The organism is Alistipes sp. dk3624, assembly GCF_009557455.1.
GTDB classification, from domain to species: domain Bacteria; phylum Bacteroidota; class Bacteroidia; order Bacteroidales; family Rikenellaceae; genus Alistipes_A; species Alistipes_A hominis.
This window is the reverse complement of the sequence record NZ_CP045651.1, coordinates 2,611,654-2,637,141: the sequence shown is the minus strand read 5'-3', so window position 1 is coordinate 2,637,141 and position 25,488 is coordinate 2,611,654. Positions and strand designations below refer to the sequence as shown.

Annotated in this window: 22 protein-coding genes; 11 read left to right on the top strand and 11 right to left on the bottom strand. The window is 58.1% G+C overall.

Translation table 11 applies throughout. The features are described 5' to 3' along the window. Window positions 1-114: 114 nt before the first annotated feature. On the bottom strand, window positions 115-3,735 hold the full coding sequence (gene dnaE, locus GFH31_RS11250) for a DNA polymerase III subunit alpha (protein WP_101571153.1): 3,621 nt from the start codon (window positions 3,733-3,735) through the stop codon (window positions 115-117). 176 nt (window positions 3,736-3,911) lie between these two features. Between dnaE and GFH31_RS11245 the strand changes: the two genes are divergently transcribed. Continuing rightward, window positions 3,912-4,178, top strand: coding sequence for a DUF2007 domain-containing protein (locus GFH31_RS11245; RefSeq protein ID WP_055201758.1), 267 nt, complete (start codon window positions 3,912-3,914; stop codon window positions 4,176-4,178). Window positions 4,179-4,198: 20 nt separating this feature from the next. On the opposite strand, the gene GFH31_RS11240 is transcribed toward GFH31_RS11245, so the two are convergent. From GFH31_RS11240 to GFH31_RS11225, 4 genes are all read right to left on the bottom strand, one after another. Next, the gene (locus tag GFH31_RS11240) at window positions 4,199-5,014 is read right to left on the bottom strand and encodes an aminotransferase class IV (protein ID WP_101571155.1); all 816 of its coding nucleotides are present in this window, start codon (window positions 5,012-5,014) and stop codon (window positions 4,199-4,201) included. A 7-nt stretch (window positions 5,015-5,021) separates the two neighbouring features. Further along, window positions 5,022-5,642 (bottom strand): rhomboid family intramembrane serine protease, encoded by a 621-nt coding sequence (locus tag GFH31_RS11235; protein ID WP_101571157.1) that lies wholly within the window; start codon window positions 5,640-5,642, stop codon window positions 5,022-5,024. Further along, window positions 5,639-6,712 (bottom strand): DNA polymerase III subunit delta, encoded by a 1,074-nt coding sequence (gene holA, locus GFH31_RS11230; protein ID WP_055201763.1) that lies wholly within the window; start codon window positions 6,710-6,712, stop codon window positions 5,639-5,641. The genes GFH31_RS11235 and holA overlap by 4 nt, the downstream gene beginning before the upstream one ends. Window positions 6,713-6,777: 65 nt before the next feature. Continuing rightward, complete coding sequence (locus tag GFH31_RS11225) at window positions 6,778-8,244, bottom strand: DUF4301 family protein (protein ID WP_153497946.1); 1,467 nt, start codon at window positions 8,242-8,244, stop codon at window positions 6,778-6,780. Between the two features lie 165 nt (window positions 8,245-8,409). Between GFH31_RS11225 and murB the strand changes: the two genes are divergently transcribed. From murB to GFH31_RS11205, 4 genes are all read left to right on the top strand, one after another. After that, on the top strand, window positions 8,410-9,411 hold the full coding sequence (gene murB / locus GFH31_RS11220) for a UDP-N-acetylmuramate dehydrogenase (RefSeq protein WP_153498096.1): 1,002 nt from the start codon (window positions 8,410-8,412) through the stop codon (window positions 9,409-9,411). Between the two features lie 2 nt (window positions 9,412-9,413). Continuing rightward, complete coding sequence (tilS, locus tag GFH31_RS11215) at window positions 9,414-10,763, top strand: tRNA lysidine(34) synthetase TilS (protein WP_055201768.1); 1,350 nt, start codon at window positions 9,414-9,416, stop codon at window positions 10,761-10,763. Between the two features lie 243 nt (window positions 10,764-11,006). After that, window positions 11,007-11,567, top strand: a complete 561-nt coding sequence (locus tag GFH31_RS11210; RefSeq protein WP_153497945.1) for a DUF4924 family protein — start codon at window positions 11,007-11,009, stop codon at window positions 11,565-11,567. A gap of 17 nt (window positions 11,568-11,584) precedes the next feature. Next, window positions 11,585-12,208, top strand: coding sequence for a WbqC family protein (locus GFH31_RS11205; RefSeq protein ID WP_055201771.1), 624 nt, complete (start codon window positions 11,585-11,587; stop codon window positions 12,206-12,208). 19 nt (window positions 12,209-12,227) lie between these two features. Here GFH31_RS11205 and GFH31_RS11200 read toward each other — a convergent pair whose 3' ends face one another. Then, window positions 12,228-14,231, bottom strand: a complete 2,004-nt coding sequence (locus GFH31_RS11200; protein ID WP_153497944.1) for a glycoside hydrolase family 2 protein — start codon at window positions 14,229-14,231, stop codon at window positions 12,228-12,230. 167 nt (window positions 14,232-14,398) lie between these two features. Here GFH31_RS11200 and GFH31_RS11195 point away from each other — a divergent pair, with 167 nt between their 5' ends. The 3 genes from GFH31_RS11195 to GFH31_RS11185 are packed head-to-tail and all read left to right on the top strand — an operon-like array spanning window position 14,399 to window position 16,498. Then, the gene (locus GFH31_RS11195; RefSeq protein ID WP_101571165.1) at window positions 14,399-14,896 is read left to right on the top strand and encodes a CvpA family protein; all 498 of its coding nucleotides are present in this window, start codon (window positions 14,399-14,401) and stop codon (window positions 14,894-14,896) included. A gap of 5 nt (window positions 14,897-14,901) precedes the next feature. Then, window positions 14,902-15,840: a ribosome small subunit-dependent GTPase A gene (gene rsgA, locus GFH31_RS11190; RefSeq protein ID WP_101571167.1), complete on the top strand. Its 939-nt coding sequence runs from the start codon at window positions 14,902-14,904 to the stop codon at window positions 15,838-15,840. Further along, window positions 15,818-16,498 carry a TrmH family RNA methyltransferase gene (locus tag GFH31_RS11185; protein ID WP_101571169.1) on the top strand — a complete coding sequence of 227 codons (681 nt, stop codon included), beginning with the start codon at window positions 15,818-15,820 and terminating at the stop codon, window positions 16,496-16,498. The genes rsgA and GFH31_RS11185 overlap by 23 nt, the downstream gene beginning before the upstream one ends. Window positions 16,499-16,570: 72 nt before the next feature. Here GFH31_RS11185 and GFH31_RS11180 read toward each other — a convergent pair whose 3' ends face one another. From GFH31_RS11180 to ybaK, 3 genes are read right to left on the bottom strand one after another with little or no spacing between them, the layout of a single operon-like run. After that, window positions 16,571-17,290 carry a pirin family protein gene (locus GFH31_RS11180; RefSeq protein ID WP_055201781.1) on the bottom strand — a complete coding sequence of 240 codons (720 nt, stop codon included), beginning with the start codon at window positions 17,288-17,290 and terminating at the stop codon, window positions 16,571-16,573. Window positions 17,291-17,324: 34 nt separating this feature from the next. Continuing rightward, window positions 17,325-18,422, bottom strand: coding sequence for an A/G-specific adenine glycosylase (mutY, locus tag GFH31_RS11175; protein WP_055201783.1), 1,098 nt, complete (start codon window positions 18,420-18,422; stop codon window positions 17,325-17,327). Then, window positions 18,419-18,901: a Cys-tRNA(Pro) deacylase gene (gene ybaK / locus GFH31_RS11170; RefSeq protein ID WP_055201785.1), complete on the bottom strand. Its 483-nt coding sequence runs from the start codon at window positions 18,899-18,901 to the stop codon at window positions 18,419-18,421. Before ybaK ends, mutY begins: the two co-directional genes overlap by 4 nt. A 131-nt stretch (window positions 18,902-19,032) precedes the next feature. On the opposite strand from ybaK, the gene tpx reads away from it, so the two are divergent. After that, window positions 19,033-19,542, top strand: a complete 510-nt coding sequence (tpx, locus tag GFH31_RS11165; RefSeq protein WP_055201787.1) for a thiol peroxidase — start codon at window positions 19,033-19,035, stop codon at window positions 19,540-19,542. Between the two features lie 43 nt (window positions 19,543-19,585). Here the strand turns inward: tpx and GFH31_RS11160 are convergent, their stop codons facing one another. Then, on the bottom strand, window positions 19,586-21,805 hold the full coding sequence (locus tag GFH31_RS11160; RefSeq protein ID WP_101571174.1) for a cation:proton antiporter: 2,220 nt from the start codon (window positions 21,803-21,805) through the stop codon (window positions 19,586-19,588). A gap of 87 nt (window positions 21,806-21,892) precedes the next feature. Continuing rightward, entirely contained in the window at window positions 21,893-22,834 is a 942-nt protein-coding gene (locus GFH31_RS11155; protein ID WP_153518058.1) for a DMT family transporter, read from the bottom strand. Between the two features lie 559 nt (window positions 22,835-23,393). On the opposite strand from GFH31_RS11155, the gene GFH31_RS11150 reads away from it, so the two are divergent. Both GFH31_RS11150 and GFH31_RS11145 read left to right on the top strand, forming a co-directional pair. After that, window positions 23,394-24,719, top strand: coding sequence for an MATE family efflux transporter (locus tag GFH31_RS11150; RefSeq protein WP_153497942.1), 1,326 nt, complete (start codon window positions 23,394-23,396; stop codon window positions 24,717-24,719). Window positions 24,720-24,723: 4 nt separating this feature from the next. Next, the gene (locus tag GFH31_RS11145) at window positions 24,724-25,485 is read left to right on the top strand and encodes an exodeoxyribonuclease III (protein WP_101571178.1); all 762 of its coding nucleotides are present in this window, start codon (window positions 24,724-24,726) and stop codon (window positions 25,483-25,485) included. Window positions 25,486-25,488: the final 3 nt, after the last annotated feature.

Here is a 25,488-nt window from a genome sequence, read left to right as displayed (position 1 = left end):
GTCGTACAAAGGTCATAATAACATCCGACAAAAGCACGCGGCGACGGCAAAAGTAATCAACAACTTATTCAACATTCCGACTGGCAGACGAATACACACTTACGGATCAAATAGTTACATCAGCGTATACTGCAACGCATAGTCTTCCAGAAACCGCACCATGTCACCGGTCATATCGACCTTCACGCTCTTCGAATACAAATTTACTGCCACATCGGCTGCCGGATCGTACACCTTGACGCGGAGCATCACCTTACCGCGGTTGTCCTTCACCGTACAGGAAAGCTTCCCGATCAACTCTTCGGTCAGATCGTTCACCGGTACCATTACGGTAACCTCTTTCATCAGCGTTTCCTGCGCTTCGGAAAGCATCATCATCGACGTGATTTTCGCTTCGAGCTCACTCGGATTGTAGATGCGAGGACCCACCTTCCCCCGGATGAACAGGTAATATCCTTCGAACATATAGCGGCGGAAATTCTCGTATTCCTTCGAAAAGAGCACGAATTCGTGCGAACCGTTGTAATCCTCGATCGTGAACCGTCCGTAAGGCTTGCCGGTTTTGGTCGTCAGGTGCATCACCGATGTCACCATGCCGGCGACCATGAAGTCGCGCCCGTTCATCGACGACAGGTCGGACAGGTCGCCGAGCGAGCAGTTGCAATAGTGACGGATAATAACCGAGAAATCGTCCAGCGGATGCGACGACAAGTAGATACCGATTACCTCGCGTTCGCGGTTCAACATTTCCAGCTTCGACCACGGCGTATGCTGCGGCGGCTCCGGCTTCTGCACCGAAGACTCGGCGGCCGTTTCGCCGAACAGGCTTTGCTGCACGTTGTTTTTGTCGTTCTGGATGCGGTTTCCGTAACGGATCAGCGCGTCGAGCATCGTCATATCGTGGTCGTCCTTGGCCAGGTAAGCGCTCCGCGGGAACGAACTGATCGTGTCGAACGCTCCGCCGAGCACGAGGTTTTCGAGCGTTTTCTTATTGACGGCCTGCAGGTTCACCCGTTCGACGAAATCGTAGATCGACGTGAACTTACCGCCCTCTTTGCGCACCTCGATGATATTCTGGACGGCGGCCTCGCCCACGCCTTTGATCGCCGCCATGCCGAAACGCACGTTGCCGTCCTCATCGACCGAGAAGCGCGACTTACTGTAATTGACGTCCGGGCCCAGTACCGACAGCCCCATCCGCTTGCACTCGTCCATAAAGAAGCTGATCTTCTTGATATCCGACAGGTTGCGGCTCAGCAGCGCCGCCATGAATTCGGCCGGATAATGCGCTTTCAGGTAGGCCGTCTGGTACGAAACGTAGGCGTAGCAGGTCGAGTGCGACTTGTTGAACGCATACGATGCGAACGCCTCCCAATCGCCCCATATCTTTTCGCAGATTTTCGGGTCGTGACCGTTCTTTTTAGCCCCTTCGATGAACTTGGGCTTCATCTTATCCAGCACGTCCCGTTTTTTCTTCCCCATCGCCTTGCGCAGCGTATCGGCCTCGCCGCCCGAAAAACCGGCCAGCTTTTGCGACAGCAGCATGACCTGTTCCTGATAGACCGTAATCCCGTACGTGTCCTTCAGGTACTCCTCCATGTCGGCAATCTCGTAGGTCACCGGTTCCAGCCCATGCTTGCGGGCGATGAAGTTCGGGATGTACTCCATCGGGCCCGGGCGGTACAGCGCGTTCATCGCGATCAAATCTTCGAACCGGTTCGGCTTCAGGTTGCGCAGGTGCTTTTTCATGCCCGGCGACTCGAACTGGAACAGGCCGGTCGTCTCGCCGCGGCTGTACAATTCGTACGTAGGGCCGTCGTCCAACGGGATCGCGTCGATATCGAGCTTCCGCCCGGTCGTCGATTCGATATTTTCGAGCGCATCCTTGATAATCGACAGTGTTTTGAGTCCCAGGAAGTCCATCTTAATCAGGCCGACGCTCTCGACCAGCTTGCCTTCGTACTGCACCACGTTCAGCTCGGCGTCCTTCGCGATCGCGATCGGGGCGAACAGTTCGAGGTCATCCTGCCCGATAATCACGCCGCAGGCATGTACGCCGGTCTGGCGCACCGACCCTTCGAGCTTCTCGGCATAACGCATCGTATCGCGCACCAGCGGGTCGGGCGATTCCTTCTCGGCCAGCAGTTCGGGAGATTCTTTATAGGCTTTCGGGAACGACATCCCCGGTTTTTCGGGAACCAGCTTCGCCAGGCGGTTGCTTTCCGAAAGCGGCAGCTTCTGAATCCGCGCCACGTCTTTGATGGCCATTTTCGGAGCCATCGTCCCGAACGTGATGATCTGCGCGACGCGCTTGCTGCCGTATTTTTCGGTCACGTAATGCAGCACGTCGGCGCGGCCGTCCTCGTCGAAATCGACGTCGACGTCCGGCAGCGAAATACGATCCGGATTCAGGAAACGTTCGAACAGCAGGTCGTATTTCATCGGATCGATGCTGGTGATTTTCAGCGCATAGGCAACCACCGACCCGGCCGCCGACCCACGACCCGGCCCGACCGACACGCCCATCTCGCGCGCCGCACGAATAAAGTCCCACACGATCAGGAAGTAACCAGGGAACCCCATCCACTCGATCGTCGACAATTCGTATTCGATCCGTTTGCGCACCGCCTCCGAAAGCGTGCCGTAACGTTTTTCGGCACCCAGGTAGGTCAGGTATTCCAGGTAGCGGAACTGTTTCGAGATCATCAACCGTTCGGACAGTTCCGGATGACGCGCGATCACGTCGTCGAGCGACGCGCAATCGTTCACTTCCGCGCGCAGCGCCTCGTCTTCCAGCTTTTTCAGGAAGGTTTCTTTCAGTTTGTCGAGCGGTATTTCGAAATCGTCCGGGATCGGAAAGTTCGGCATCAGCGGCTTGTGTTCCAGCGAATAAGACTCCACTTTAGCGGCGATCTCGGCCGTCGTAGCGAGCGCTTCGGGATGATCCGGGAACAGCGCGGCCATCTCCTCTTCGCTCTTCAGATACTCCTGGAACGTGTACCGCATCCGATTCGGATCGTCCAGGTCGCGGCCCGTGTTCAGGCAGATCAGCCGGTCGTGCGCCGGCGCATCGTCGGCCATGATGAAATGCACGTCGTTCGACGCGATGTACTTGACGCCGTGTTCGGCCGCCAGCCGCAGGATCACTTCGTTGACCTTTTTCTGGTTCTCGTACACCTGCGCGTCGATCCGCGCGTTACCGCTCGGATGCAGTTGCAGTTCGAGGTAGTAATCCTCTCCGAAAATCGACTTAAACTCCTCGACGACGCGGTGCGCCTCGTCGATATTCCCGTGCATGATCGCCTGCGGAAGCTCCCCGCCGAGACAGGCCGAGCAGCAGATAATCCCGTCATGGTACAGCCTCAACAACTCTTTATCCACACGCGGACGGTAATAGAATCCCTCGATAAAGGCGTACGAAACGATACGCGCCAAGTTATGATACCCTTCCAGGTTCTTGGCCAGCAGGATCAGGTGGTCGCCGCGGTCGTCCTTGCCGCTTTTGTCGAAACGGCTGCCGCCCGCAACGTACACCTCGCATCCGAGGATCGGTTTGATCCCCTCTTTTTCGGCCGCATCGTGAAACTCCTTCACGCCGAACATGTTGCCGTGATCGGTAATCGCCAGCGACGTCATGCCCAGTTCTTTGGCGCGTTTGAGCAACGGTTTGATCGCAGCCGCCCCATCCAGGATCGAATATTGGGTATGTACGTGCAGATGTGTAAATTGAGCCATTTCAGATTCGCTTTTAATGATGTATCCCGACAAAAATAACGAAAAAATAGTTGTCCCGCGGCATCCCCGGCGGGAATTTATTCACAAATTATCCCTATATTTAGAACATGCGGAACAACCGGCGACGATCCGATATTTCCGCCTGATTATCAATGTCGTACTAAAAACCGAATGCGATGGACGATTCGAAACTGGTAGTAATCCGGAGCTTCTCCTCGGTAGGGGAAGCCTCCATTTACAAAAGCCTGCTGGAAAGCAGCGGAGTACCGTGCGAACTGCTGAACGAACTGACGGCCGAGGTGTTGCCGATCCGCAACGAGATGATGCCCGTCCGGCTGGTCGTCAACGAGGCGGACGCCCGCCGGGCCGAAGAGATCCTCGGGGCGAAGTTCGATCAGGAAGAATTCGATAAGGAGAGCGCCAAACGGCGGAAAAAGCCGTAGCCGGAACGGGACGAAACGCTTCAGAGCCGCACGTCGTTGATCCGTTCGGCGAGTTTCACGGCCATCAGGTTGAAGTAGCGGTAATCCCCGTAACCGAGCAGCGACACGATTCCCTGCACCGAAACGGTAAAGGCTTCTTCGCAATGGGTCAGCATACCCCGTGTCAGCGGGCATTCGCACACCGCGATCTTTTCGGCGCGGCAGACGGCAAGCACCAGCCGCCGCATCACCGAATCGGTCGCCCCGGCTGCCAGCGGCGTCGTAAACACCTCGCCGGCGGAGACGAGGAACAACGGCTCGTCGTCGACGTGGGTCAGCGTCCCGTCCCGGTTCTCGAGAACGGCGAGTTCCGCTCCGGCTCGGGCAGCCGCATCGCGTCCGAATGCCGCCGAAAGCAGCGAAACGGAAGTCGGATATCCCGGCCAGGCGCAATCGCACGGAAACACGTCCAGCAGCGGACGCTTATGCCACAGCACGTAACGCGGATAATAGAGCGGAGCAGCGGTCTCCAGCAGCCAAGACGGTTCTTCGGCATCGGATTCCAGCCCGTGCGGAAAAACGCGCAACGTAATCCGACTGCTGCCGTGCGGATAACGATTGGCGTCGAGCAACGCCCCGACCGCCTGTCGCAACGTCGGTTCGGGGAGGACGAACGGCACGCCGCAAACCCGCTCCACGGCCTGCCCGAGAATTTCCAAATGCGCATCCGGGAAAAGAATCCGGCGATCGAAGGCATGCATCTGCTGATAGACGTAATTCGTCGAAAGCAACCGTTCCGGCGCGAATCCCCGCTCTCCGGGAACGACGAACGCCCCGTTGTAACAAACCGTATCCATCGCAGGATCAGAACGACGTCAGGTTCTTAACGAATACGTGCCACAGCGACGGCTCCATCAGCAGCGGGAACACGAATCCGAAAAGCGCCCCGAACAGGTGGGCGTTGTGGTTGATATGATCGCCCGGACGACGGCTCATGTACTGCTCGTAGCCTACATAAAGGATTCCGAACAGAATCCCCGGGATCGGCAGGATACCGAAGAAATAAATCTTACTCCACGGATTGAAAAAAATGGAGGTGAAGATTACGGCCGACACCGCTCCCGAAGCCCCGATCGACGCATACTGCGGATCGTCGCGCCGACGCACGAGGTCGGGAAGCACGGAGAACAGCAACCCGCCGAAATAGAGCAGTCCGTAGCTCAGGTAGCCGCTGAAAATGGTCCCTGCCTGCTGGTAAGCCTTAAACAGTTGCTCAAGGAACTGCCCGAACGACAGCAACACGAGCATATTGACGATCAGGTGCATGTAATCGCCGTGCACAAAACCGTACGACACGGCCCGGTACCATTCGCGCCGATGCACGACACGGTAGGGGACGAACGCGAGCCGGTCGAACAATTGCCGATTGTTGAACGCCGCTATCGAAACGATCGCCGTTATGAAAATCAGGATATAGGTCATCAGAGTAAAAATATTTTTAACAGCAACTCCTTCAGCAACTCGCCGCCGTCGGCCTGCCCGGTATTCATGCCTTTGCTTTTCAGGTCATACTCGCGCAACAGGCCGAGAATCGCAAAAACCTTGTTGTTCGGATAGAGCGCAGCCGCCTGCTGGTACTCCTTCAGAAAGAACGCCGTGGGCAGCTTCAACATCCTTGCCAATTCCGCATCCGGCGGCATCGGCGCGCCTTTGCGGCGGCAATACCACTTTTGGTAATTCAGTATAAAAATCCGCTGAAAATGCGTAAACAGCGCGCTGACGGTCACCAGCAACGGATTCTCTTTCGGATTGCGGGCGAAATGATCGGCAATCAGCATCGCCCGGGCCACGTTCCGCTCGGACATCGCCCGCGTCAGCTCGAAATTATTGAAATCTTTGCTGATGCCGATATTCTGTTCGATGTGCGCGGCCGTGATCTGCTTCGTTCCTTCGGGCAGATAGGTGAGCAGTTTGCCCAGTTCGTTGCTGATCTTCGAAATATCGGCGCCGAGGTGGTCGGTCAACATGGCTGCCGCTTTCGGGTCGATCGAACATCCTTTACTGCGGACGAAATCGCCGAGCCAACCGGCGATCTCGTAATCGCGCGGAGCGACCGATTCGAAAACCGCTCCTTTAGCCTCGATCTGCTTGTAGAGCTGACTACGTTTATCGAGTCCTTTTTCTTTATGACACAGCACGAGGATCGTAGTCGGGGAGGGCGCCGACGTATACAGCGACAACTGGTCGATCCGGCGCAACGTCTGCGCTTCGCGGACGATCACCACCTGAAAAGCCCCCATCATCGGCATCTGACGGCAAAAATTGACGATCGCCCCGGCTTCGGTATCCCTGCCGTAAACGACCGTCTGGTCGAAGGCCCGCTCCTCGGGCGACAGGATCGTCTCGCCGAGCCGTTCGGCCAGCATATCGATAAAATAGGGCTCCTCGCCCATCAGCAGATAGACCGGCGCGAACTGCCTCCGGCCGATCCGTTCGGACAACGCCGCATAATCGGCCACACTCTCCTTAAAGCTCTTTTTACTGCTTTTCGCCATCGCTCGTACGGAATCTGATCTTTTACGCAAAGGTAACGAATAAAACGGGGCTTTCAAAACCCGGACTATCCGTTCCGATGCTGCGGCCGCAGTAGATCGCCCACAACTTTCACCGGACTGAAAGTCGATATGGGAACCTCGACGAACACGGTGTTCCACCGCGCCATCGCTCCGTTCCACAGACCCGGCAATTCGAGCGCCTTCAGCGGCCGCCCCTGCTGCGATTTCGACGAAATAAAACCGGTCTGCGGATCGACGTAACGCGTCAGATCGAATTTACGGCCGAGATAATCCCGCACCCCGCAGACGAGATCTACCGGGTTGAAATGCGTCGCCGCGGTCATCAGACCCTTTTGCTGCGGCGCGATCTGGGACGATTCGGCGATCTGCAACGACTCGCCGCCGTCGGCCTCCCGCACCCAAAACGGCCCGCCGCCCGGCTCGCCTTCGTTCTTCACCATACCGCACACCCGGATCGGACGATCCAGCAATTCGCGCAGCAAACCGACCTGCCGCTGCGGTTCCAACGCAGCGAACGACGACGGCAGCCGACGGCACAGCCTGCCGGAAACGAATGACGCCATCTCCTCCGCAGACACCCGTTCCCCGGCATCCAGCCGGCGCAAATACCCGAACGCCTGCCGCTGCAAATCGAGCAGCAACCCGGCGAGCATCTCTTTATAGATCACCGTATCGGATTTCAGACGGTCGGGCGCCACGTTGTCGACCGTTTTGATGAAAACCAGGTCGGCATCGATCTCGTTCAGGTTCTCGATCAGCGCCCCGTGCCCCGCAGGACGGAAAAGCAGGCGCCCCTGCCCGTCGCGCAGCGGCGTATCGTCGGGATTGACGGCCAGCGTATCGGTCGAAGGCTTCTGGCAGGAATAACCGATCCGATACTTCACCCCGAAACGGGCTTCGTAAAACGGAACCGTTTCGGCGGCCAGGCGTTCGAACTGCTCCCGGTGCTCCGCAGATACGGTAAAATGAATGCATACTTCGCTCCCTGCTCCGGCCGCATACAGCGCCCCTTCGGCCAGATGTTCTTCAAAGGCCGTCCGGTTGCGGTCGGGATAACGGTGAAAAAGGATCAGCGCTTTCGGCAGCGTCCCGTAACCGAGCCCTTCGGTCAGGATATTCGAGACCACGGTTCGCGGATCGCGGCTGCCTCCGGTAAACTCCGCAAGCCGTTCGGCAAAAGCGAAACGGTCGAGACCGGCCAACAATTCGTCGACTTCGCGGCTGCGAACGCCGTCGTTCAAAAATTCGAATAACGCCTTGAACATACGGGTCGCCGCACCCGACGCCGGAACGAATTTCACGACCTTGCGCTGCGGACGGAGTTCCCGGTAAACCGCGCCGTAACGCTCCGCAGCAGCCCCGTCGACTTGCAGAATCCCGTCGCCGGCCACTGCCGCACGGCAAATATCCAGGTATGGAAACCCTTCTCTGAAACGGAGCATCTGCCGCTCCGCATCGGCGACGCACAGGCCGTGAGCGCCGATCTGTTCGATATCCTGTTCGGTAAACATTTTTCGTCGGATTTAAAAATTCACATTAAAAGTAATCATTTTTCCGCAAATATCCGCATCCGGGTTTTTTACCGGCCGTCGGTCTGTAGCGGAACCGCTCCGTCGGCAGTCGGTTTTGCAAAATCTGATTTATTGTCGTATGTTTGTTTAACAATAGCGTGTATGATGGAAGAAAACAAATCCCTCCGCGGACTGAACAGTTTCGGGGTGGACGTTTCGGCGCGACGTTTCGCCGAATTCAGCGACCGGGCCGAACTGACCGCTCTGCTGGACAGCTTGCCGCCCGGCGAGAAATGGATGATCCTCGGCGGCGGCAACAACGTGCTGTTCACGGGCGATTACGACGGCACCGTGCTGCATCCCGCGTGCCGCGACATCGCGCAGATTTCGGACGACGGCAGGACGGTGCGCGTCCGAGCCGGAGCCGGCGTCGAATGGGACGACCTCGTCGCCTGGGCGGTGCGCAACGGATTGGGCGGCATCGAAAACCTGTCGCTGATCCCAGGCTATGTCGGGGCCGCACCGGTACAGAACATCGGAGCGTACGGGGCCGAAGCGAAAGATACGATCGAAAGCGTCGAGTGCCTGCTGATCGACACGCGGGAAACTGTGACGCTGTCCAACGCGGAATGCCGTTTCGGTTACCGGGACAGCATTTTCAAACGGGAGCTGAAAGGCCGCGCCGTAATCCTGGCGGTTCAATTCGTCCTCGCGCGCGATCCGCAGTTCCGGCTGCGCTACGGAGACGTGGAGCAACAGGTCGAAGCGCTCGGCGGCGTATCGCTGGAAAATATCCGTCGGGCGGTTATCGCTATCCGGAGCAGCAAGCTGCCCGATCCGAGAGTGCTGGGAAACGCCGGCAGCTTTTTCAAAAATCCGGTCGTGTCGCAAGCGCAGGCCGATTTCCTGACGAAGAAATACCCGGACATGCCGCGCTACGCGACCGGAGAAGGCCGGGTGAAACTGGCGGCCGGCTGGCTGATCGACCGCTGCGGATGGCGCGGCTCAAGGCTCGGCCCGGCCGGCATCCACGAACGCCAGGCGCTCGTAGTGGTCAACCACGGCGGCGCTACGGGAGCCGATATCGTCCGCCTCGCCCGTGCCGTTCAGCAGGATGTGCTCGAACGGTTCGGCGTAACGATCGACATGGAAGTAAATCTGATATAGATATGCTACAGGATAAATTTCGGGCCTACATCCGGGAACGGGGTCTGTGCACCCACGAAAACCGCATTCTGCTGGCCGTAAGCGGCGGCGTCGATTCGATGGTCATGCTGTCGCTGTTCGTCCGCGGCGGATACGAAGTGGGCGTGGCGCACTGCAATTTCCAGCTTCGCGGAGCCGAAGCCGACGAAGACGACTTACTGGTCGAACGCGAGGCGACCCGCTACGGAATCCCGTATTACGGCGTTCGCTTCGACACGATGGCGGAAGTCGCCGCGACCGGCGAATCGGTCGAAATGGCCGCGCGGCGGTTGCGCTACGAATGGTTTGACAAGCTATGCGAAGAGCGCCGCTACGACCGGGTCGCAATCGCACACCACGCCGACGACTCGGTGGAAACCTTTTTCATCAACCTGATCCGGGGAACGGGGCTCCGGGGGCTGACGGGCATCGGCGTCGTGAACGGGCGCCTGATCCGGCCGCTGCTGTTTTCGCAGCGCAAAGAGATCATCGACTACGCGCTGACCAACAAAATCCCCTACCGCGAAGATTCGACCAACGCGTCGACCAAATACCTACGCAATAAATTCCGGCTCGGCATCGTGCCGCGCATCAAGGAGATCTCTCCGAAATTCACCGACACGATGGCGGCCAACGTCGAACGGCTGACCTCGGCCCAGAATTTCATCGACCGCAGCATGGAAGTGATCCGCCGCCAGGCGCTCATACGCGACGAAACGCGCACCGTCGTCGATCTGTCGCGGATCGATCCGTCGCTGCCTGCCGATTTCGTCATCTTCGAACTGCTGCGCGGTTTCGGGTTCAACGGGGAAGTCATCAACAGCCTTTACCGGGCATTCTGCGAAGGACACGGCTCCGGCAAGCGTTTCTTTTCGAAAGACAGCGTAGCTTACATCGACCGCGGTCGCATCCTGATCACCCCGATCCCCGACGACGAGGGCTGCACGACGGAAGTGACTCCCGAAACGACCCACATCTACTGCGGCGGCGCGTTGCTGACCTTCGAACGCCTCGAAGCAGACGACGTCGAATCGCTCCGCCAGCCCGAAAACGTAGCGCTGCTCGATGCGGACAAGCTGACCTATCCGCTGACGGTGCGCCGCTGGAACGAAGGGGACGCATTCGTTCCGTTCGGCATGGACAGCCGCAAGAAAATCAGCGATTTCCTGATAAACAACAAGGTATCGCTCCCGGACAAACGCCGCCAATTCGTCGTGACCAGCGGGAATGACATCGTATGGGTGGTCGGACGGCGCATCGACGACCGCTACAAAGTGGCGCCCGCTACGGAAAACGTGCTCCGGATCGTACGCGAAACGGACGTGGAGATTTAACGCCATTCGCCCGATAGCCGGGGCGACCGACAACTCTCCCCGGCGCTCGGCCTGCTGTTCGATCCCGAAGGCATCCTGATCGACCGGTGGCTCGATTACGGCAAGGGGAGCCTGAAAAAGAGGATCGAAGAGCACATCCGGATGCAATAACGCATTCCGAACGGGACGACGTCATCCGTTTTTCGAAAGGAATCGGTATATTAGCGGTCGGAAACACGATCCGTTCACCGAAAAACGACCGAAATGTATATCGCACAACGCAAACGCAAAGAGAATATCGCCGAGTACATCCTCTATCTGTGGCAGTTGGAGGATTTGCTACGCGCCCTGCAGTTCAGTCCCGAAGCGATCTATTCGCAACTGGTGCAGAAAAGCGAACTGGACGAAGCCAAAAAACAGGAGGTTTTCTTCTGGTACATGGATCTGGTAAACCTGCTGCGCAAAGAAGGCAAGGAGGAAAACGGCCATCTGGAACACACCCTGCATCTGATCGACGATCTGGATAACCTGCACAAACAGTTGCTGACGCTGCCCGTCGGCGAGAAATACCGTGCGCTCTACGCCGCGGTAGCCCCCGAAATCCCGACGCTCAAAAGCAAACTCGGCAAACAGGACATCTCCGACGTGGAACTGTTCTTCCGGGCTCTGTATGCCGTTATGCTGTACCGGATCAAAGGCGATCGAAGCAAGGAGAACGACATCCGCAACGTCATCGGCCTGATCTCGCCGGCAGTCGCCGAACTGGCCACCGTATTCCACGCCGTCGAACGCGGCGAGACCGACCTGTTCGGCCCGAAAAAATAACCCGAAATCCGCCGACCGTGATCCTTTCGACCGCTTATCTCGGAAACGTCCAGTATTACGCCAAACTACTGAGCGGAAAAGCCGTAATCGACCTATACGAACATTATCGGAAACAGAGCTACCGAAACCGATGCGACATCCTGACGGCCAACGGGACGGGTCCGCTGATCGTACCGGTACTCCAACCGTCGGGTATAAAAAAACCGACCCGGGATATCCGGATCGATTCGTCGAAAAAATGGCAACACCAACATTGGCAAGCGATCGTATCGGCTTACCGGAGTTCGCCCTATTTCGTCCATTACGAAGAGCGGTTCGCCCCGTTCTACCGGCGACGGTACGATTTTCTGGTCGACCTGAATGCGGAACTGCAACAAACGGTACTCGATCTCTTACGAATGAAACCGCGCATCGCGTACTCCGAAAGTTACGTGCAAAACCCCGATCCCGCCGAAGATTTCCGAGACGCGCTATCCCCGAAGCCGCGCCTGCAACGTCCCGACCCGGCATTCCGGGCCGCACCTTATTACCAGGTTTTCACCGAACGCTATCCTTTCGCGGCGAACCTGTCGATCATCGACCTGTTGTTCTGCGAAGGGCCTGACTCGACCGGGATTCTGCGGGACTCGACCGTACGTTAAGCCGTTCCTGCGTCCCGATCTACAACACCCGAATGTCAGCATAGTCGATGCTCGTGTCGCTGCGCGCCTCGAGCGCGTTCACGCCGCGTTTGAGTTCGACGTTTTCCCACAGGAACACCCCGTTGGCCCCCGTCTTCCTGCCGAGCGAAGCGCCGTTGACCAGCAGTTCCACTTCCGGAGCATTCGAATAGACCCGGATCGTCTGGGTCGTTTTCACGCGCGGCGTCCAGCGCTTCTGCGCGATATAAACCATCGGTTCGGCCTTGTTCCAGTTGGCCTTATAGAAATAGAACGCATCCTTGCGGTACTTGCGGTCGAAAGTCACCAATCCCCGGTCGTCGATCCCGGTGCCCTCGCCCCAGTCGCGCCCGGCCGCCCCGTAATCGAACATATTGGCCACGAACCAGCCCCATAGAAACGGCGACGCGTCGACCAGCGGGAAATACTGCTCGTGCAGACTGGTCTGCCAACGCTCCGGATGCCAGTTGCCGAGGTAGTTGGGCCGGTAGAGCGAATCCTCCTGATGATAGATCGAAGCCCCCGCTCCGTACGTGATCCCGGAACACAGGCTCCCCCACTTTTTCTGCAACTGATCGAGCCATATCTTCAGATCGCCCGGCATCCCCTCCTTCCATCCGAACGGAAGATCCCAGACGATCAGGTCGGTCACGAAATTGATCGGGCCGTCCTGATTGCTTGTTGCCGTCGTCATCCGCGACGGGTCTTCCTGCATCGCCATCGCGTTGAGCCCTTTGATGTAGTCGGTCGGATCGTCGCCCCGCGGATCCTGATCCGAAAAAATACCCCAGAATACGACCGAAGGGTGGTTAAACTGCTGGAAAATCATTTCGTAAAGCTGCTGCTCGCCGTTGCGGCGGAAATCGTCCGTATGGATATACCCCTTATCGGTCATATAAGCCGGCCCGATAAACGGCATTTCGCTCCAGACCAAGATCCCGCGGCGGTCGCACTCGTCGTAAAAGCCCGGATGGTGCGGATAACCGGCAGCCCGGACGGCATTGGCGCCCATCTCGGTAATCAGATCCAGATCCTCTTTGATCTGGTACTGTTTCAACGCGATCCCCACCGACGCCCGGTCTTCGTAATGCACCACGCCGTGAATCCGATACGGACGGCCGTTCAGCAGGAATCCCTGCTTCGGATCGACGCTGAAAAAGCGCAGTCCGAGCGGCACCGTAACCTCGTCGCACACGCGTCCCTCGTCGGCCAGCTGCACGCGCACGGTATACATATACGGATTCTCGATGCCATCCCACAACGTCGGATTTCCTACGATCACCGGTACGGTCGCCGATCCCCGGCCGTCCCCCGCGATTTTGACTTTCGCACCTTGCACGACCACCGTATCGCGGTTCGGCGTTTCGACGGCCAGATTGACCGTAAGGGTCTTACCGGCCGCGCCGCGCACCCTCACGACCGTCTCCAGATCGGCCTTTTCGCGGGAGACCTCTTTCTGGTGGACATAAACGCCCTCAGACGCGTAATCGTCCACGGCGATATGCGACGGATCGGTTACGATCAGTTCGACATCGCGGTACAATCCCCCGTAAACGTTGATGTCCCCGGCGGTCGGAAGCACGTCGAGCCGCGGAGCGTTATTGACGATCACCCACAGCGAGTTGTTCTCGCCGTATTTCAAGTAATCGGTCAGATCGAACGTAAATGCGCTGTAACCGCCCCGGTGTTCGCCGACATAGCGCCCGTTGACGATCAGGTCGGCCACGGTTCCGGCCCCGCCGAAGCGGACGAAAATCCGCCGACCGGCCCACTCTTTCGGTACGGCGATATCTTTCATGTAATTGCCTACCCCCCGGAAATAGTCGTTCCGGCCGCTCAGGGCGTCGTTGTTCCACATGTGCGGCAGGTTCACGCCCTGCGCCCGGTCGCTGGAACCTTCGGTATGGCTGAAAAAACGCCAATCCCTGTTTATATTAATCACGTCTCTTGCAGACAATTGCGTCAGCATAAACACCCCTGCGATCAAAATCCAGATTCTTTTCATATGCGTTGCATTTGAGAGCAAATTTAATAAATAACGAATAAATCCCTATATTTGGTACAAATATTCGGCCGTCCCGTCTTCCGGCGCCGTCCGGAAATACGGGAACCGGGCCGATCGCCGGGCAGCCCGCAGCCGGATACGGAACACGGACGCACGAGAACGCAAGCATGAACGGATTCGATATCATCCTGGGCATTCCATTGCTCTACGCCGCATACAGGGGATTCCGCGAAGGAATCATCGTGCAACTGGGCGGAATCGCGGGACTCTTCATCGGAGTCTATTTCGCATTCCGCCACAGCAGCGCGGTAGGCCAATGGCTGCATACCGATCCGCCGATCGCCGCAGCCGTCGGATTCGTCGTAATACTGCTGGCGGTACTGTTGGTCATGGCGCTGTTGGGACACCTGATCAAAGGAATTTTCAAACTCGCCGGACTCGGCCCGATCGACGCGATCGGCGGCATTCTGCTGGGCGTGTTCAAAATGGCCGTCATTCTCAGCCTGTTGCTATATGCGTTCGAAACCGTCAACAGCACGACCCGATGGGTCGAAAACGACCGTTACACCGAAGCCGCGCTCTACAAGCCGGTACGGAGCACGACCGCGCTGCTTTTCCCGTACCTCGACCTGATGAAAAACAAAATAACCGGCAATAACGACTGACGCCTATGGAATCCGCACGTTCGGCATTGGTAATCAAAAGTACCGGAAGCTGGTACACGCTGCGCGACGACGCGTCGGGGCAGACCGTAACCTGCCGCATCCGCGGGAATCTCAGGCTGAAAGGAAGCCGCACGACCAATCCGGTCGTGGTGGGCGACCGCGTCGAATACGAACAGCCGGAAGGAGCGACGGGCGTCGTCACGAAAATCCTGCCGCGGCGCAATTACATCATCCGCCGCGCATCGAACCTGTCGAAAGAGTCGCACATCATCGCCGCGAACGTCGATCAGGCCTTTCTGGTCGTGTCGCTCTTCCTGCCGTCCACCAACTGCGAGTTCATCGACCGCTTTCTGGTCACGGCGGAAGCCTACCGCATTCCCGTCACGCTGCTGCTGAACAAATGCGACCTCTACGCGACCGATGCATTGCAGGACGCCCAGACCGAATTTCTGAAAATTTACCGGTCGGCGGGATACGAAGTAATCGAGCTGTCGGCGACGCAGCAGACCGGCATCGACGCGTTCAAAAAAATGTTACCGGGAAAAACGTCGCTGCTCTCGGGCAATTCGGGCGTCGGCAAATCGACGCTGATCCGGGCGATCGACCCGTCGCTGGACATCCGCATCGGCGCGGTATCGGCCAGCAGCAGCAAAGGAAAACATACGACGACCTTTTCGGAAATGTACCCGCTCGCCGGAGGCGGCTACCTGATCGACACGCCGGGCATCAAGGGATTCGGACTGATCGACATCGAAAACGACGAGATATGCCGCTATTTCCCGGATCTGTTCCGTTACGCCCCCCGGTGCGGCTACTACAACTGCACGCATACCCACGAACCCGCCTGCGCGGTGCGGGAGGCGTTGCGCGCCGGAGAGATCGGCCTCTCCCGTTACGAAAGCTACCTCAAACTGTTGGACGATGACCAAAAATACCGAAAATAACGACGGACTGCTGGCCCGCAAGATCGAATACATTTCCGGTTTCATGCTGCCGGAACGGGCCGAAGTGCTGCGCGCCACGCTCGCCCGCCGGACCCGCTACATGACCGTATGCATGGAGAATACGTTCCATCCGCAGAACGCCAGCGCGCTGGTGCGCAACTGCGAAGCGTTCGGCATACAGGATATCCACACGGTCGAAGCGCTGTGCAAGTTCTCGCCGAACGTCAACATCGTCCGGGGAACCGACAAGTGGGTCGATATCCACAAAACGGGAAGCACCGGCGATCTGATCGCCGCGCTGCGGGCAAAAGGCTACCGTATCGTAGCCACCTCGCCGCATGCCGACGACCGTACGCCGGAAAATTTCGACGTGACCGCCGGACGGTTCGCGCTGTTTTTCGGCACGGAGCACGCCGGCATCAGCGACGAAGTAATGCGCTGTGCCGACGAATTCATCCGCATCCCGATGTGCGGATTCGTCGAAAGCCTCAACGTCTCGGCATCGGCGGCGATCCTGCTGTACACGCTGTCGACGCGGCTCCGGGAGTCGTCCGTCGACTGGCGGATTCCGGAAGACGAGCGGGACGAAATCCTGCTGCGTTGGATGAAAACGACCGTCCGGGACGCCGAACGGATCATGAAACGGGGCGGTTTCTGAGTTCTCTGAAAACAAACAAAGCACGGCTGCGGGAACGTTTTCCGCGGCCGTACTTTTTACTCTTTCCTGATATTATGCTTCGGGAACTTCGATCAACAAGACACGCGCCTTCTCCTTCGCATGAATTTCGAAACGGTCCATTTCGCTGACGCCGAGCCCGTCGCGCGGCGATAGCGACTGTCCGGCCACCTCGACTTCCCCGTCGATTACGAACACGTAAACCCCGAAACTGCCGGGCGATTTGAGCGCATACTCCGCGCGCGTACCCGCTTCGAGCTCTCCCCACGAGAACCAAGCCTGCTGGTAAATCCACAGCCCGCCGTGTCCGTCGCCCGGATAAGGCGAGACGATCACGCAGAGCTCGTTCGGACGGATCAGGTCGGAAATCACGGCATTTTCGTAGCGGGGTTTCACGCCTTCCCGATCGGGGAATACCCATATCTGAAGAAATTCGACATTTTGCTCGCGGCTCTGGTTGTATTCGCTGTGGTGCAGCCCGGTGCCGGCGCTCATCACCTGGATTTCGCCGGTGGTGATCGCCGAAACGTTCCCCATGCTGTCTTTATGTTCGAGCGTCCCGCTCAGCGGGATCGAAACGATCTCCATCTCGCGGTGCGGATGCAGGTCGAACCCCATTCCCGGAGCGACCGCGTCGTCGTTCAAAACCCGCAACGCCCCGAAATGGATGCGCGCGGCATTGTAATAACTCGCAAAACTGAACGTATGGTGGGTCTTCAGCCATCCGTGATCGAAATAACCCCGCGTAGGAGCTTTGTGCAACAGTATATTCATAATTCTGAAATATTAATATTCAATATATAACCTGTCAACTATCAAATAGTTTGCCAACTTTAACATTCACGCCGGCCGCACGCCTCCGCTCCAGGTAACGTTCGGTCAGCCTCGAAACGGCATAACGATCCAGCTCCGCTTCCGGCACCCTCAGAAAGCCGGACAGCGAATCCGGAATCCGCTCCAGTTCGATCTCCTGAAAGCAAGCGTAAATAATCCGGTGCGACAGTACGTGCCGCGGCATCGCCGTCCGTTCCCCGATCCGCATCCGCCGTTCGCCGCCGAACCACGCTTTCCATGCGGAAGTCCGCTGCAACGCGTCGAACTCGGTCTCCGCATCGGTCTCGATCAGCGGAAATTCGTACAGGTTGCGCCAGATATCCTTCTCGGTACGCTGCCGCAACAACAATGTCCCGTCGCAGCGGATGCACAAGTAATTGAAGTAACGCGGCCGCACGGCCGCTTTGCCGCGTTTCACCGGACGCCGGCCAACCGTGCCGTGCGCCTGCGCCAGACAGCGGTCGGCCAGCGGACACGCCCCGCAATCGGGACGCTGCGGCACGCATTGCAGAGCTCCGAACTCCATCGTAGCCTGGTTCTGCAGGCCCGGACGTACCGGATCGAGCAACGACTGCGCCAATTCGGCGAAGTAGCGTTTGCCCGCCGCATCGTCCACCGGCAAATCCACGTCGTACACGCGGGAAAGCACCCGATAAACATTGCCGTCGACCGCCGCATAAGGCAGCTCGTAAGCGAACGAACAGATCGCGGCAGCGGTATAATCCCCCACCCCGCACAGCGAACGCACCGCCTCGTAGTCCTCCGGAAACCGGCCTCCGAAACGCGCCATGATGTCTTTCGCTGCGGTATGCAGGCTCCGCGCGCGGCTGTAATAGCCGAGTCCCTGCCACAGTTTCAGCACCTCGTCCTGCGGAGCTTCGGCCAGCGAGCGCACGTCCGGAAAACGGGCGACGAACCGGCGGAAGTAATCCAGTCCCTGCGCCACGCGGGTCTGCTGTAAGATAACCTCCGACAACCAGATCAGATACGGATCGGACGTTTCGCGCCACGGCAATCGGCGGTGATTGTCCGCATACCAGCGGATCAGTATGTCTGCGAAACCGTCCGTCATCCGATCAGGTCGGCCGTCACGGCCCGCGTAAAACGAATCAGATCGCCGGGAGCCAGCTTCAACTGCAATCCCCGCACCCCGGCGCTGACATAAATCGTATCGTAATCGAGGCAACTGCGATGAATAAACGTCGGAAACCCTTTTTTCATCCCGACGGGCGAACATCCGCCGCGGATATATCCCGTTACCGGCAGCAGTTCCTTCATGTGCAACATCTCGACGCGTTTGTTGCCGGACGCCTGCGCGGCGGCTTTCAGGTCGACCTCGGCATCGCCGGGAATCACGCACACCAGAATCCCGTTGCGATCGCCGCGCAACACCAGCGTCTTGAACACTTGGCCGACCGGCTCGCCGAGCTCTTCGGCGACGTGCGCGGCGGCCAGATTCTCTTCGTCCACCCGGTAAGGGATCAACTCGTAGGCGATCTTCGCCCGGTCGAGCAGGCGGGCGGCATTGGTTTTATTGATTTTTACGGACACGGCTTACGACTCTTTCGCACGAAGGTAAAACTTATTCGTCGAAAATCGAAAACAGGCGTACCGATTCCGGTATTAAAGTTGTATCTTGGAGGGTGTTTTTCACCGAGTACAAACCTTTAAATTTTAAAATTATGGATAATTGGAAAATCACGTTCGGGGGCAAACCCATGACGCTCGTGGGCAAACACCTCGCCGCCGGAGACCGGGCTCCGCTTTTCGAAGTAATCGATCAGAACCTGCAGCCCGTATCGCTGACGCAATACAAAGACAAAACGGTCGTCATCAGCGTATTCCCGTCGGTGGACACTTCGGTCTGCGCCCTGCAAAACATCCGTTTCAACCGCGAAGCCACCAAACTGGACGGCGACGTGGCGATCCTGTCGCTATCGGTCGACCTGCCGTTCGCGCAAAAACGTTTCTGTGCCGCCGAGAACATCGACAACGTGTACGTCTATTCGGACTACCGCGACCTGGACTTCGGCATGAAGTACGGATTCGTCATCAAAGAACTGCGGTTGCTGTCGCGCGGAGTCGTCGTGATCGATAAGAAAGGGCTGATCCGCTACATCGAATACGTGCCGGAAGTGACGCACGAACCCGATTACGAAGCCGCGCTGAAAGTGGTCAGGGAGTTGAAATAGCCGGATTTCCCGGTTCCGTGCAAAAACCGCGGGAAGGTCGCCGTCAACGGTCGCCTTCCTGCGGTTTTACGATGATAAAGGAAGGCAGCGCATGCAACAGCGCCCGTTCGTTGCGCAGGATGTACTGCCAAGCGGAATAACTGATCAATACCAATTGCTTGCCTTTCAGCCGCGCGGCCAGGGGTTCCTGCGGATCGCCTATCGTAAAACGACCGGATTTGCCTGCGGAATCCTTGTCCAGGAACGGGGAGTCGCCGTTGACCGAACTCAGTTCCACCCGCAGCCGGTCGGACATCGACCCAACCAGCGACAGCAGGCTCCGGTCGCGCTCGTCGCGCAGGATCACGCCGGCGTCGGTAACGGAGTCGATGTCGCGGTTCACGAAGACTCCGAAAGCGGAGTGCATATTCTGGAACAACACGCGGATTTTGTCCTGCGTCAGTCCCGGCGACAACCATTTGCCGCCCTTCGACAGCAGGGCGTTCAGCCGACGCGGCGGATCGAGATAACTGCGTAGGAAAGCCGGCCCTACGCCCGTCAGCACGAAATCGTAATGTTCGTCGTCGGCCAGCGCGCAAAGGTCTTCGGTATAGTGGTCGGTAACGCGGTAACGCATATCCACCCGCAACCCGAGACGTTTGGCCTCGGGCTCGAGCAGGCTGAAACTCTCTTTCGAATAGTCGCTCGCATTGAGCGGGTTGGTCTCGGTGCCTATCGTATAGTGGATCGCCGTCACCTTAGCGTCTTTCAGCACACGACCGTACAGCAGGCGCACCAATTTCAGGAACAGCGGCCCGCTTTCGGGATTGGCGAACGAAATCAGGATACGCGGATGCCCGTTGCGGGTCGGCCTCACCTTGCGCGATTTATACCCCGCGATCTTTTCGATCAGCGCCAGCAGCGGCGTAGCCATAAAGGTCGTGAACAGCGCCATGATCACGAAAATCACGAACAGCGACGACGGGATGATCCCCATCTCGTAACCGATGTTCAGCACAATCAGTTCCATCAGTCCGCGCGTATTCATCAGCACGCCGATCGACAGGCTGTCCTTCCACGACTCGCCGACCAACCGGGCCGAGAACGTGGCGCCGATCATCTTACCGGCGATCGACACGACGATGAACAGCGCGCAGATTCCCCACAGGTGAGGCGTATTCAGCAGGCCGATCTCCGTACGCAAACCCGTAAAGACGAAAAACAGAGGCAGAAAAAGCACTAATGCGACATCCTCGATCTTCTCGGTCATCACGCGGCGAAAACTCAGGTTCGCCGGCATCACCACCCCGGCCAGGAAAGCGCCGAACAGCGCATGGATCCCGAGGATTTCGGTAATGTAGGACGAAATGATCAGCACCAGAAAAATAAAGGCGACCAGCGTTTTGCTGACCGTCTCCTGTTTGTTATAAAACTCCCCGATCTTGCGCAGGAAAGGCTTGACCAGGTAGAACATGAACAAAATATACAGCGCCGTCAGCACGATGGTGAAAAACGCGCTGGTCACGCTGCCGGCCCGGGCCACGGCGATCACCGCCGCCAGCAGGCACCATGCCGTCACGTCGTTGTTGGCGGCGCTGGCGATCGCCAGCATCCCCATCGGCGTCTTGCTCAGATTCCGCTCCTGAACGATCCGCGCCAGCACCGGAAACGCCGTAATGCTGACCGAGATGGCCACGAACAGCGCGAAAGGCACGAACGAAGCGTGCCGCGCCCCGAACTCAGGATAGACCACATAGGCGAGCCCCATTCCCATCAGGAACGGCACGATGATGCTGGCGTGGCTGATGACCAGCGTTTCGCTGGCTTTGCGGCGGATGACGCCCAGGTCAAGCTCCATCCCGATTACGAACATAAAGAGCACCAAGCCGATCTGGCTGATGATATTGAGCGGAACGAGCGAATCGGGATCGAACAGAAAAGCGAACGTCTCGGGCGACAGGTGCCCGAGTACGGACGGTCCGAGCACGATACCGGCGACGATCTCGCCGATCACCCCCGGCTGCCCGAGGTATTTGAAAAGATAAGAAAAGATACGTACCGTGATCAGAATAGCGATGACCTGCAGCAGCAACAGCGACAGCGGGTGCTTCAGGTTTATCGTCAGCGTGTCGTACAGCAAGCCGACCGGCGAATCCTCCCCGGAAGGCGCCGCTCCCGGCCCGAGACCGTCGTAAGCATGACCCAAATGCACGATCCACAGCAGCAGCGCCGCAAACGCGGCAAGCATCAGCCCGTAGATTATGTAGTTGCGTTTTGCCTTCATAGACCTGTTCCGTCGGGATTCCCGTTCCAACAAAGGTAAGTTTATTTCGGAACTTTTACAAGGGCGAAATACTCCTTTTCGGACGAATCAACGGGAAGCGGAACCGCGTCCGGCCTCGGCTTCCAACTGCGCCCTCGACTTGCTGATCGTCACGATATACACCCCCGCGAACACCAGCAGCACGGCAACGCCCTTGAGCCATCCGAACGTATCCATTCCCAGCGAAACGGCGACCAGCGTGGCGACCAGCGGCTGCACGTAATTGTAGGAACTGGCCACCGTCGGGCGCAGGTTCTTCTGGCCGATCGGCATCAGCAGGTAGGCCAGGAACGTGGCGCCCAGCACGACGTAAGCGATCTGGGCGTAATCCGCCCAGCCGAGTTCCGCCCAGCCGACCGCCTTCAGGTCGGAGTAACCGAACGGCAGGCAGCACGCCGTCGCATAGAGAAACATCCATTTCATCAACGTAACCGGCGAATAGCGGCTAATTAGTTTTTTGAATACCACGAAATAGGTCGCAAACGACAATTGGGCGAAAAGACACAGCAGGTCGCCGGAAACGGAACCGCTGCCCGTCCGGCCGGAAACCAGGTGCGCGCCCGAAAGGATCAGCAGCAGCGCGCCGGCGGCGCCGACGACGACACCCAGGATTTTCTTGCCGGTGATCGGTTCCCGCAGGTACAACGCGGCAATGATCATCACGAAGATCGGCGTGGTAGTGGTCACGACGCTGGCGTCGATCGGTGAGGTCTTGGACACGCCGAGCACATAAGTTCCCTGATTCAGCACGATCCCGAGCAACGACGCGAAGAAAAACAGCAGCAGGTCGCGCGGCGGCACGTGCTCGCGGCGCGTAAACAGCGACGCGATCCAGAACACGACGGTTCCTCCGCCCATCCGCATCATCGTCAGCGCATAAGCGCTGACGAGTCCCGTCCCGAACAGCGATTTCGAAACGGGCGCGAGCAGGCCGAACGTAATGCACGCCCCGAGCATCGCGGCATGTCCCCTGAAATTTTTATCTTCGATTAAATTCGACATTCGAAACCAAAATTAAAAAACAAAGTAGGACGAAACCGGCGAAAATCGAACGCTCCCAACGGCATTCCGGCTTCCGCACCGACGGAATCGGTCTCAACGGATCATCAATCGTCTGATTTACAATATCCGTAGCGCCATCCCGCTGCAAATTTAGCCAATTTCCGGGAAACCGGACGGATCGACCGCAAAAAGAATTCCATACCCGTCTGCCCATCGAGCCGATCGTACTCCGTTCCGACGTCTTTCCCAGCGAGTCGCCCTCCCGGACCGTTCCGCACTCCGTTTCCGCGCCTTTTCGCAACCCTAATTTCCGCCCGCAAGTCGTTTTCCGTTTCCCGGGCTCCGGATTCGAAACGCGTCATATCGTTTGCGTTTATCCGCCGTTTTACCTGTTCCGGCACAATCTGCCGGAGCGAACAAAGGCAATCTTTTTTCGAGATTCGTTTTTCGACGGCAATCCTCAAAAAAAATCAAAAAAAGCATTACCTTTGCGATCCGCTTTTTTTTCGCACAAAAATCGACTGCCGAACAACAATCGCTTTTCCCGATGAAACCGACCTACAAACAGATTTGGCTCATTACCTATCCGATCCTGATCAGCCTGCTGATGGAGAACCTGATCGGACTGACCGACACCGCTTTCCTGGGCCGCGTCGGAGAAGTGGAACTAGGCGCTTCGGCGCTCGCGGGAGTCTATTACATGGCTATTTTCATGATCGGGTTCGGGTTCAGCATCGGAACGCAGATTCTGATCGCACGGCGGAACGGCGAAAAAGCATACGCGGATATCGGCCCGCTGCTGCAACAGGGAATCCTGTTCCTGTTGCTGCTGGCCGCCGTCATGTTCGTCGTCTCGCGGACGTTCACGCCGGTCGTGCTGCGCTGGGTCATCGACTCCGGCCCGGTCTGCGACGCGGCGATCAGCTATACGAACTGGCGCGTTTACGGCTTTTTCTTCTCGTTCGTCGCCGTTATGTTCCGGGCGTTCTACGTCGGCACGACCAATACGAAGATACTCACGGCCAATTCGGTCACGATGGTGCTGACCAACGTGGCGCTGAATTACGCGCTGATCTTCGGTAAATTCGGACTTCCGGCCATGGGCATCGCCGGAGCCGCTATCGCATCGTCGGCCTCGGAACTGGCTTCGGCGCTCTTTTTCATCCTCTACTCGTGGCTGAAAACCGACCATCGCAAATACGGGCTGTTCCGGTTCGCCCGTCCCCGTCCCCGGCTGCTCGGACGGATGCTGAACGTCTCGGTGTGGACGATGCTGCAATCCTTCGTCTCGGTCGCCACGTGGTTCCTGTTCTTTCTCGCGGTCGAACACCTCGGCGAGCGGCCGCTGGCCGTCAGCAACATCGTACGCAGCATATCCGGGATTATCTTCATGGCGGTCAGCGCCTTCGCCTCGACCGCCAGTTCGCTCGTGAGCAACCAGATGGGAGCGGGACAGCAAACGCTCGTAATGCCTACCGTCCGTCGGATCGTCGGCATGTGCTACCTGACGATCGCTCCCGCGGCTCTGCTGTTCGCGCTGTTTCCGACCGCCGTACTGCGTATTTACACCGACAGCATCCCGCTGATCGACAGCTCGGTGTCTTCGTTGTGGGTCATGCTGTCGGCTTACCTGCTGACCGTGCCGGCGATCATCCTGTTCAACACGGTTTCGGGAACGGGAAACACCCGCTCGGCGCTGGCGCTGGAAATGACGACGCTGCTGATCTATATCCTCTATACGCTCTACGTAGTGATCTACCTGCGGGCCGACGTCGCGGTCTGCTGGACGACGGAGCACGTATACGCGATCGTAATGTTGTTGCTGGCCTGCCGATACCTGAAAAAAGCCGACTGGCAGCACAAAAAAATATAAAGCCATGAAAATCGTCACCTACAACGTCAACGGACTGCGCAGCGCGCTGTCGAAAGGACTGACCGACTGGATCGCCGCCGAACGGCCCGACATCCTGTGCCTGCAGGAGACCAAGGCGCAGCCGGAGCAGATCCCGACCCTCGAACTGGAAGCGCTGGGATACCGCTGCTATTTCTTCTCGGCCGTCAAAAAAGGGTACAGCGGCGTAGCGATCCTGACCCGCCGGGAACCCGACCGCGTGGCGGCGGGCATGGGTATCGAAAAATACGATGCGGAAGGGCGTTTCCTGCGCGCCGACTACGGCGAGCTGTCGGTCGTCAGCGTCTATCACCCATCCGGAACTTCAGGCGACGAACGCCAGGCGTTCAAAATGCAGTGGCTCGAAGATTTTCAGCGATACGTATCGGAACTCGTAAAAGAGCGGCCGCAGTTGATCCTGTGCGGCGACTACAACATCTGCCACCGGCCGATCGACATCCACGACCCGGTGCGCAATGCCTCGAGCAGCGGTTTCCTGCCCGAAGAACGCGAATGGATGAGCCGCTTCCTGGACAGCGGCTTCATCGACACGTTCCGGCTGTTCAACCACGAACCGAATCAGTACACCTGGTGGAGTTTCCGCGCCAACGCGCGGGCGAACAACAAAGGCTGGCGGATCGACTACGCGATGGCGTCCGAAGCGGCGCGCCCGCTGCTGAAAAACGCCTGGCTGCTGCCCGACGTGCGCCATTCGGACCACTGCCCGGCCGTACTGGAGATCAAATAGGGT

Coding starts and splice junctions, on each gene's coding strand:
- GFH31_RS11225 (WP_153497946.1), bottom strand. CDS start 8,244: ATGTTTACCGAACAGGATATCGAACAGATCGGCGCTCACGGCCTGTGC.
- GFH31_RS11160 (WP_101571174.1), bottom strand. CDS start 21,805: ATGAAGGCAAAACGCAACTACATAATCTACGGGCTGATGCTTGCCGCG.
- GFH31_RS11180 (WP_055201781.1), bottom strand. CDS start 17,290: ATGAATATACTGTTGCACAAAGCTCCTACGCGGGGTTATTTCGATCAC.
- murB (WP_153498096.1), top strand. CDS start 8,410: ATGGAAGAAAACAAATCCCTCCGCGGACTGAACAGTTTCGGGGTGGAC.
- mutY (WP_055201783.1), bottom strand. CDS start 18,422: ATGACGGACGGTTTCGCAGACATACTGATCCGCTGGTATGCGGACAAT.
- dnaE (WP_101571153.1), bottom strand. CDS start 3,735: ATGGCTCAATTTACACATCTGCACGTACATACCCAATATTCGATCCTG.
- GFH31_RS11245 (WP_055201758.1), top strand. CDS start 3,912: ATGGACGATTCGAAACTGGTAGTAATCCGGAGCTTCTCCTCGGTAGGG.
- GFH31_RS11200 (WP_153497944.1), bottom strand. CDS start 14,231: ATGAAAAGAATCTGGATTTTGATCGCAGGGGTGTTTATGCTGACGCAA.
- holA (WP_055201763.1), bottom strand. CDS start 6,712: ATGGCGAAAAGCAGTAAAAAGAGCTTTAAGGAGAGTGTGGCCGATTAT.
- GFH31_RS11210 (WP_153497945.1), top strand. CDS start 11,007: ATGTATATCGCACAACGCAAACGCAAAGAGAATATCGCCGAGTACATC.
- rsgA (WP_101571167.1), top strand. CDS start 14,902: ATGGAATCCGCACGTTCGGCATTGGTAATCAAAAGTACCGGAAGCTGG.
- tilS (WP_055201768.1), top strand. CDS start 9,414: ATGCTACAGGATAAATTTCGGGCCTACATCCGGGAACGGGGTCTGTGC.
- GFH31_RS11240 (WP_101571155.1), bottom strand. CDS start 5,014: ATGGATACGGTTTGTTACAACGGGGCGTTCGTCGTTCCCGGAGAGCGG.
- GFH31_RS11150 (WP_153497942.1), top strand. CDS start 23,394: ATGAAACCGACCTACAAACAGATTTGGCTCATTACCTATCCGATCCTG.
- GFH31_RS11185 (WP_101571169.1), top strand. CDS start 15,818: ATGACCAAAAATACCGAAAATAACGACGGACTGCTGGCCCGCAAGATC.
- GFH31_RS11145 (WP_101571178.1), top strand. CDS start 24,724: ATGAAAATCGTCACCTACAACGTCAACGGACTGCGCAGCGCGCTGTCG.
- GFH31_RS11195 (WP_101571165.1), top strand. CDS start 14,399: ATGAACGGATTCGATATCATCCTGGGCATTCCATTGCTCTACGCCGCA.
- tpx (WP_055201787.1), top strand. CDS start 19,033: ATGGATAATTGGAAAATCACGTTCGGGGGCAAACCCATGACGCTCGTG.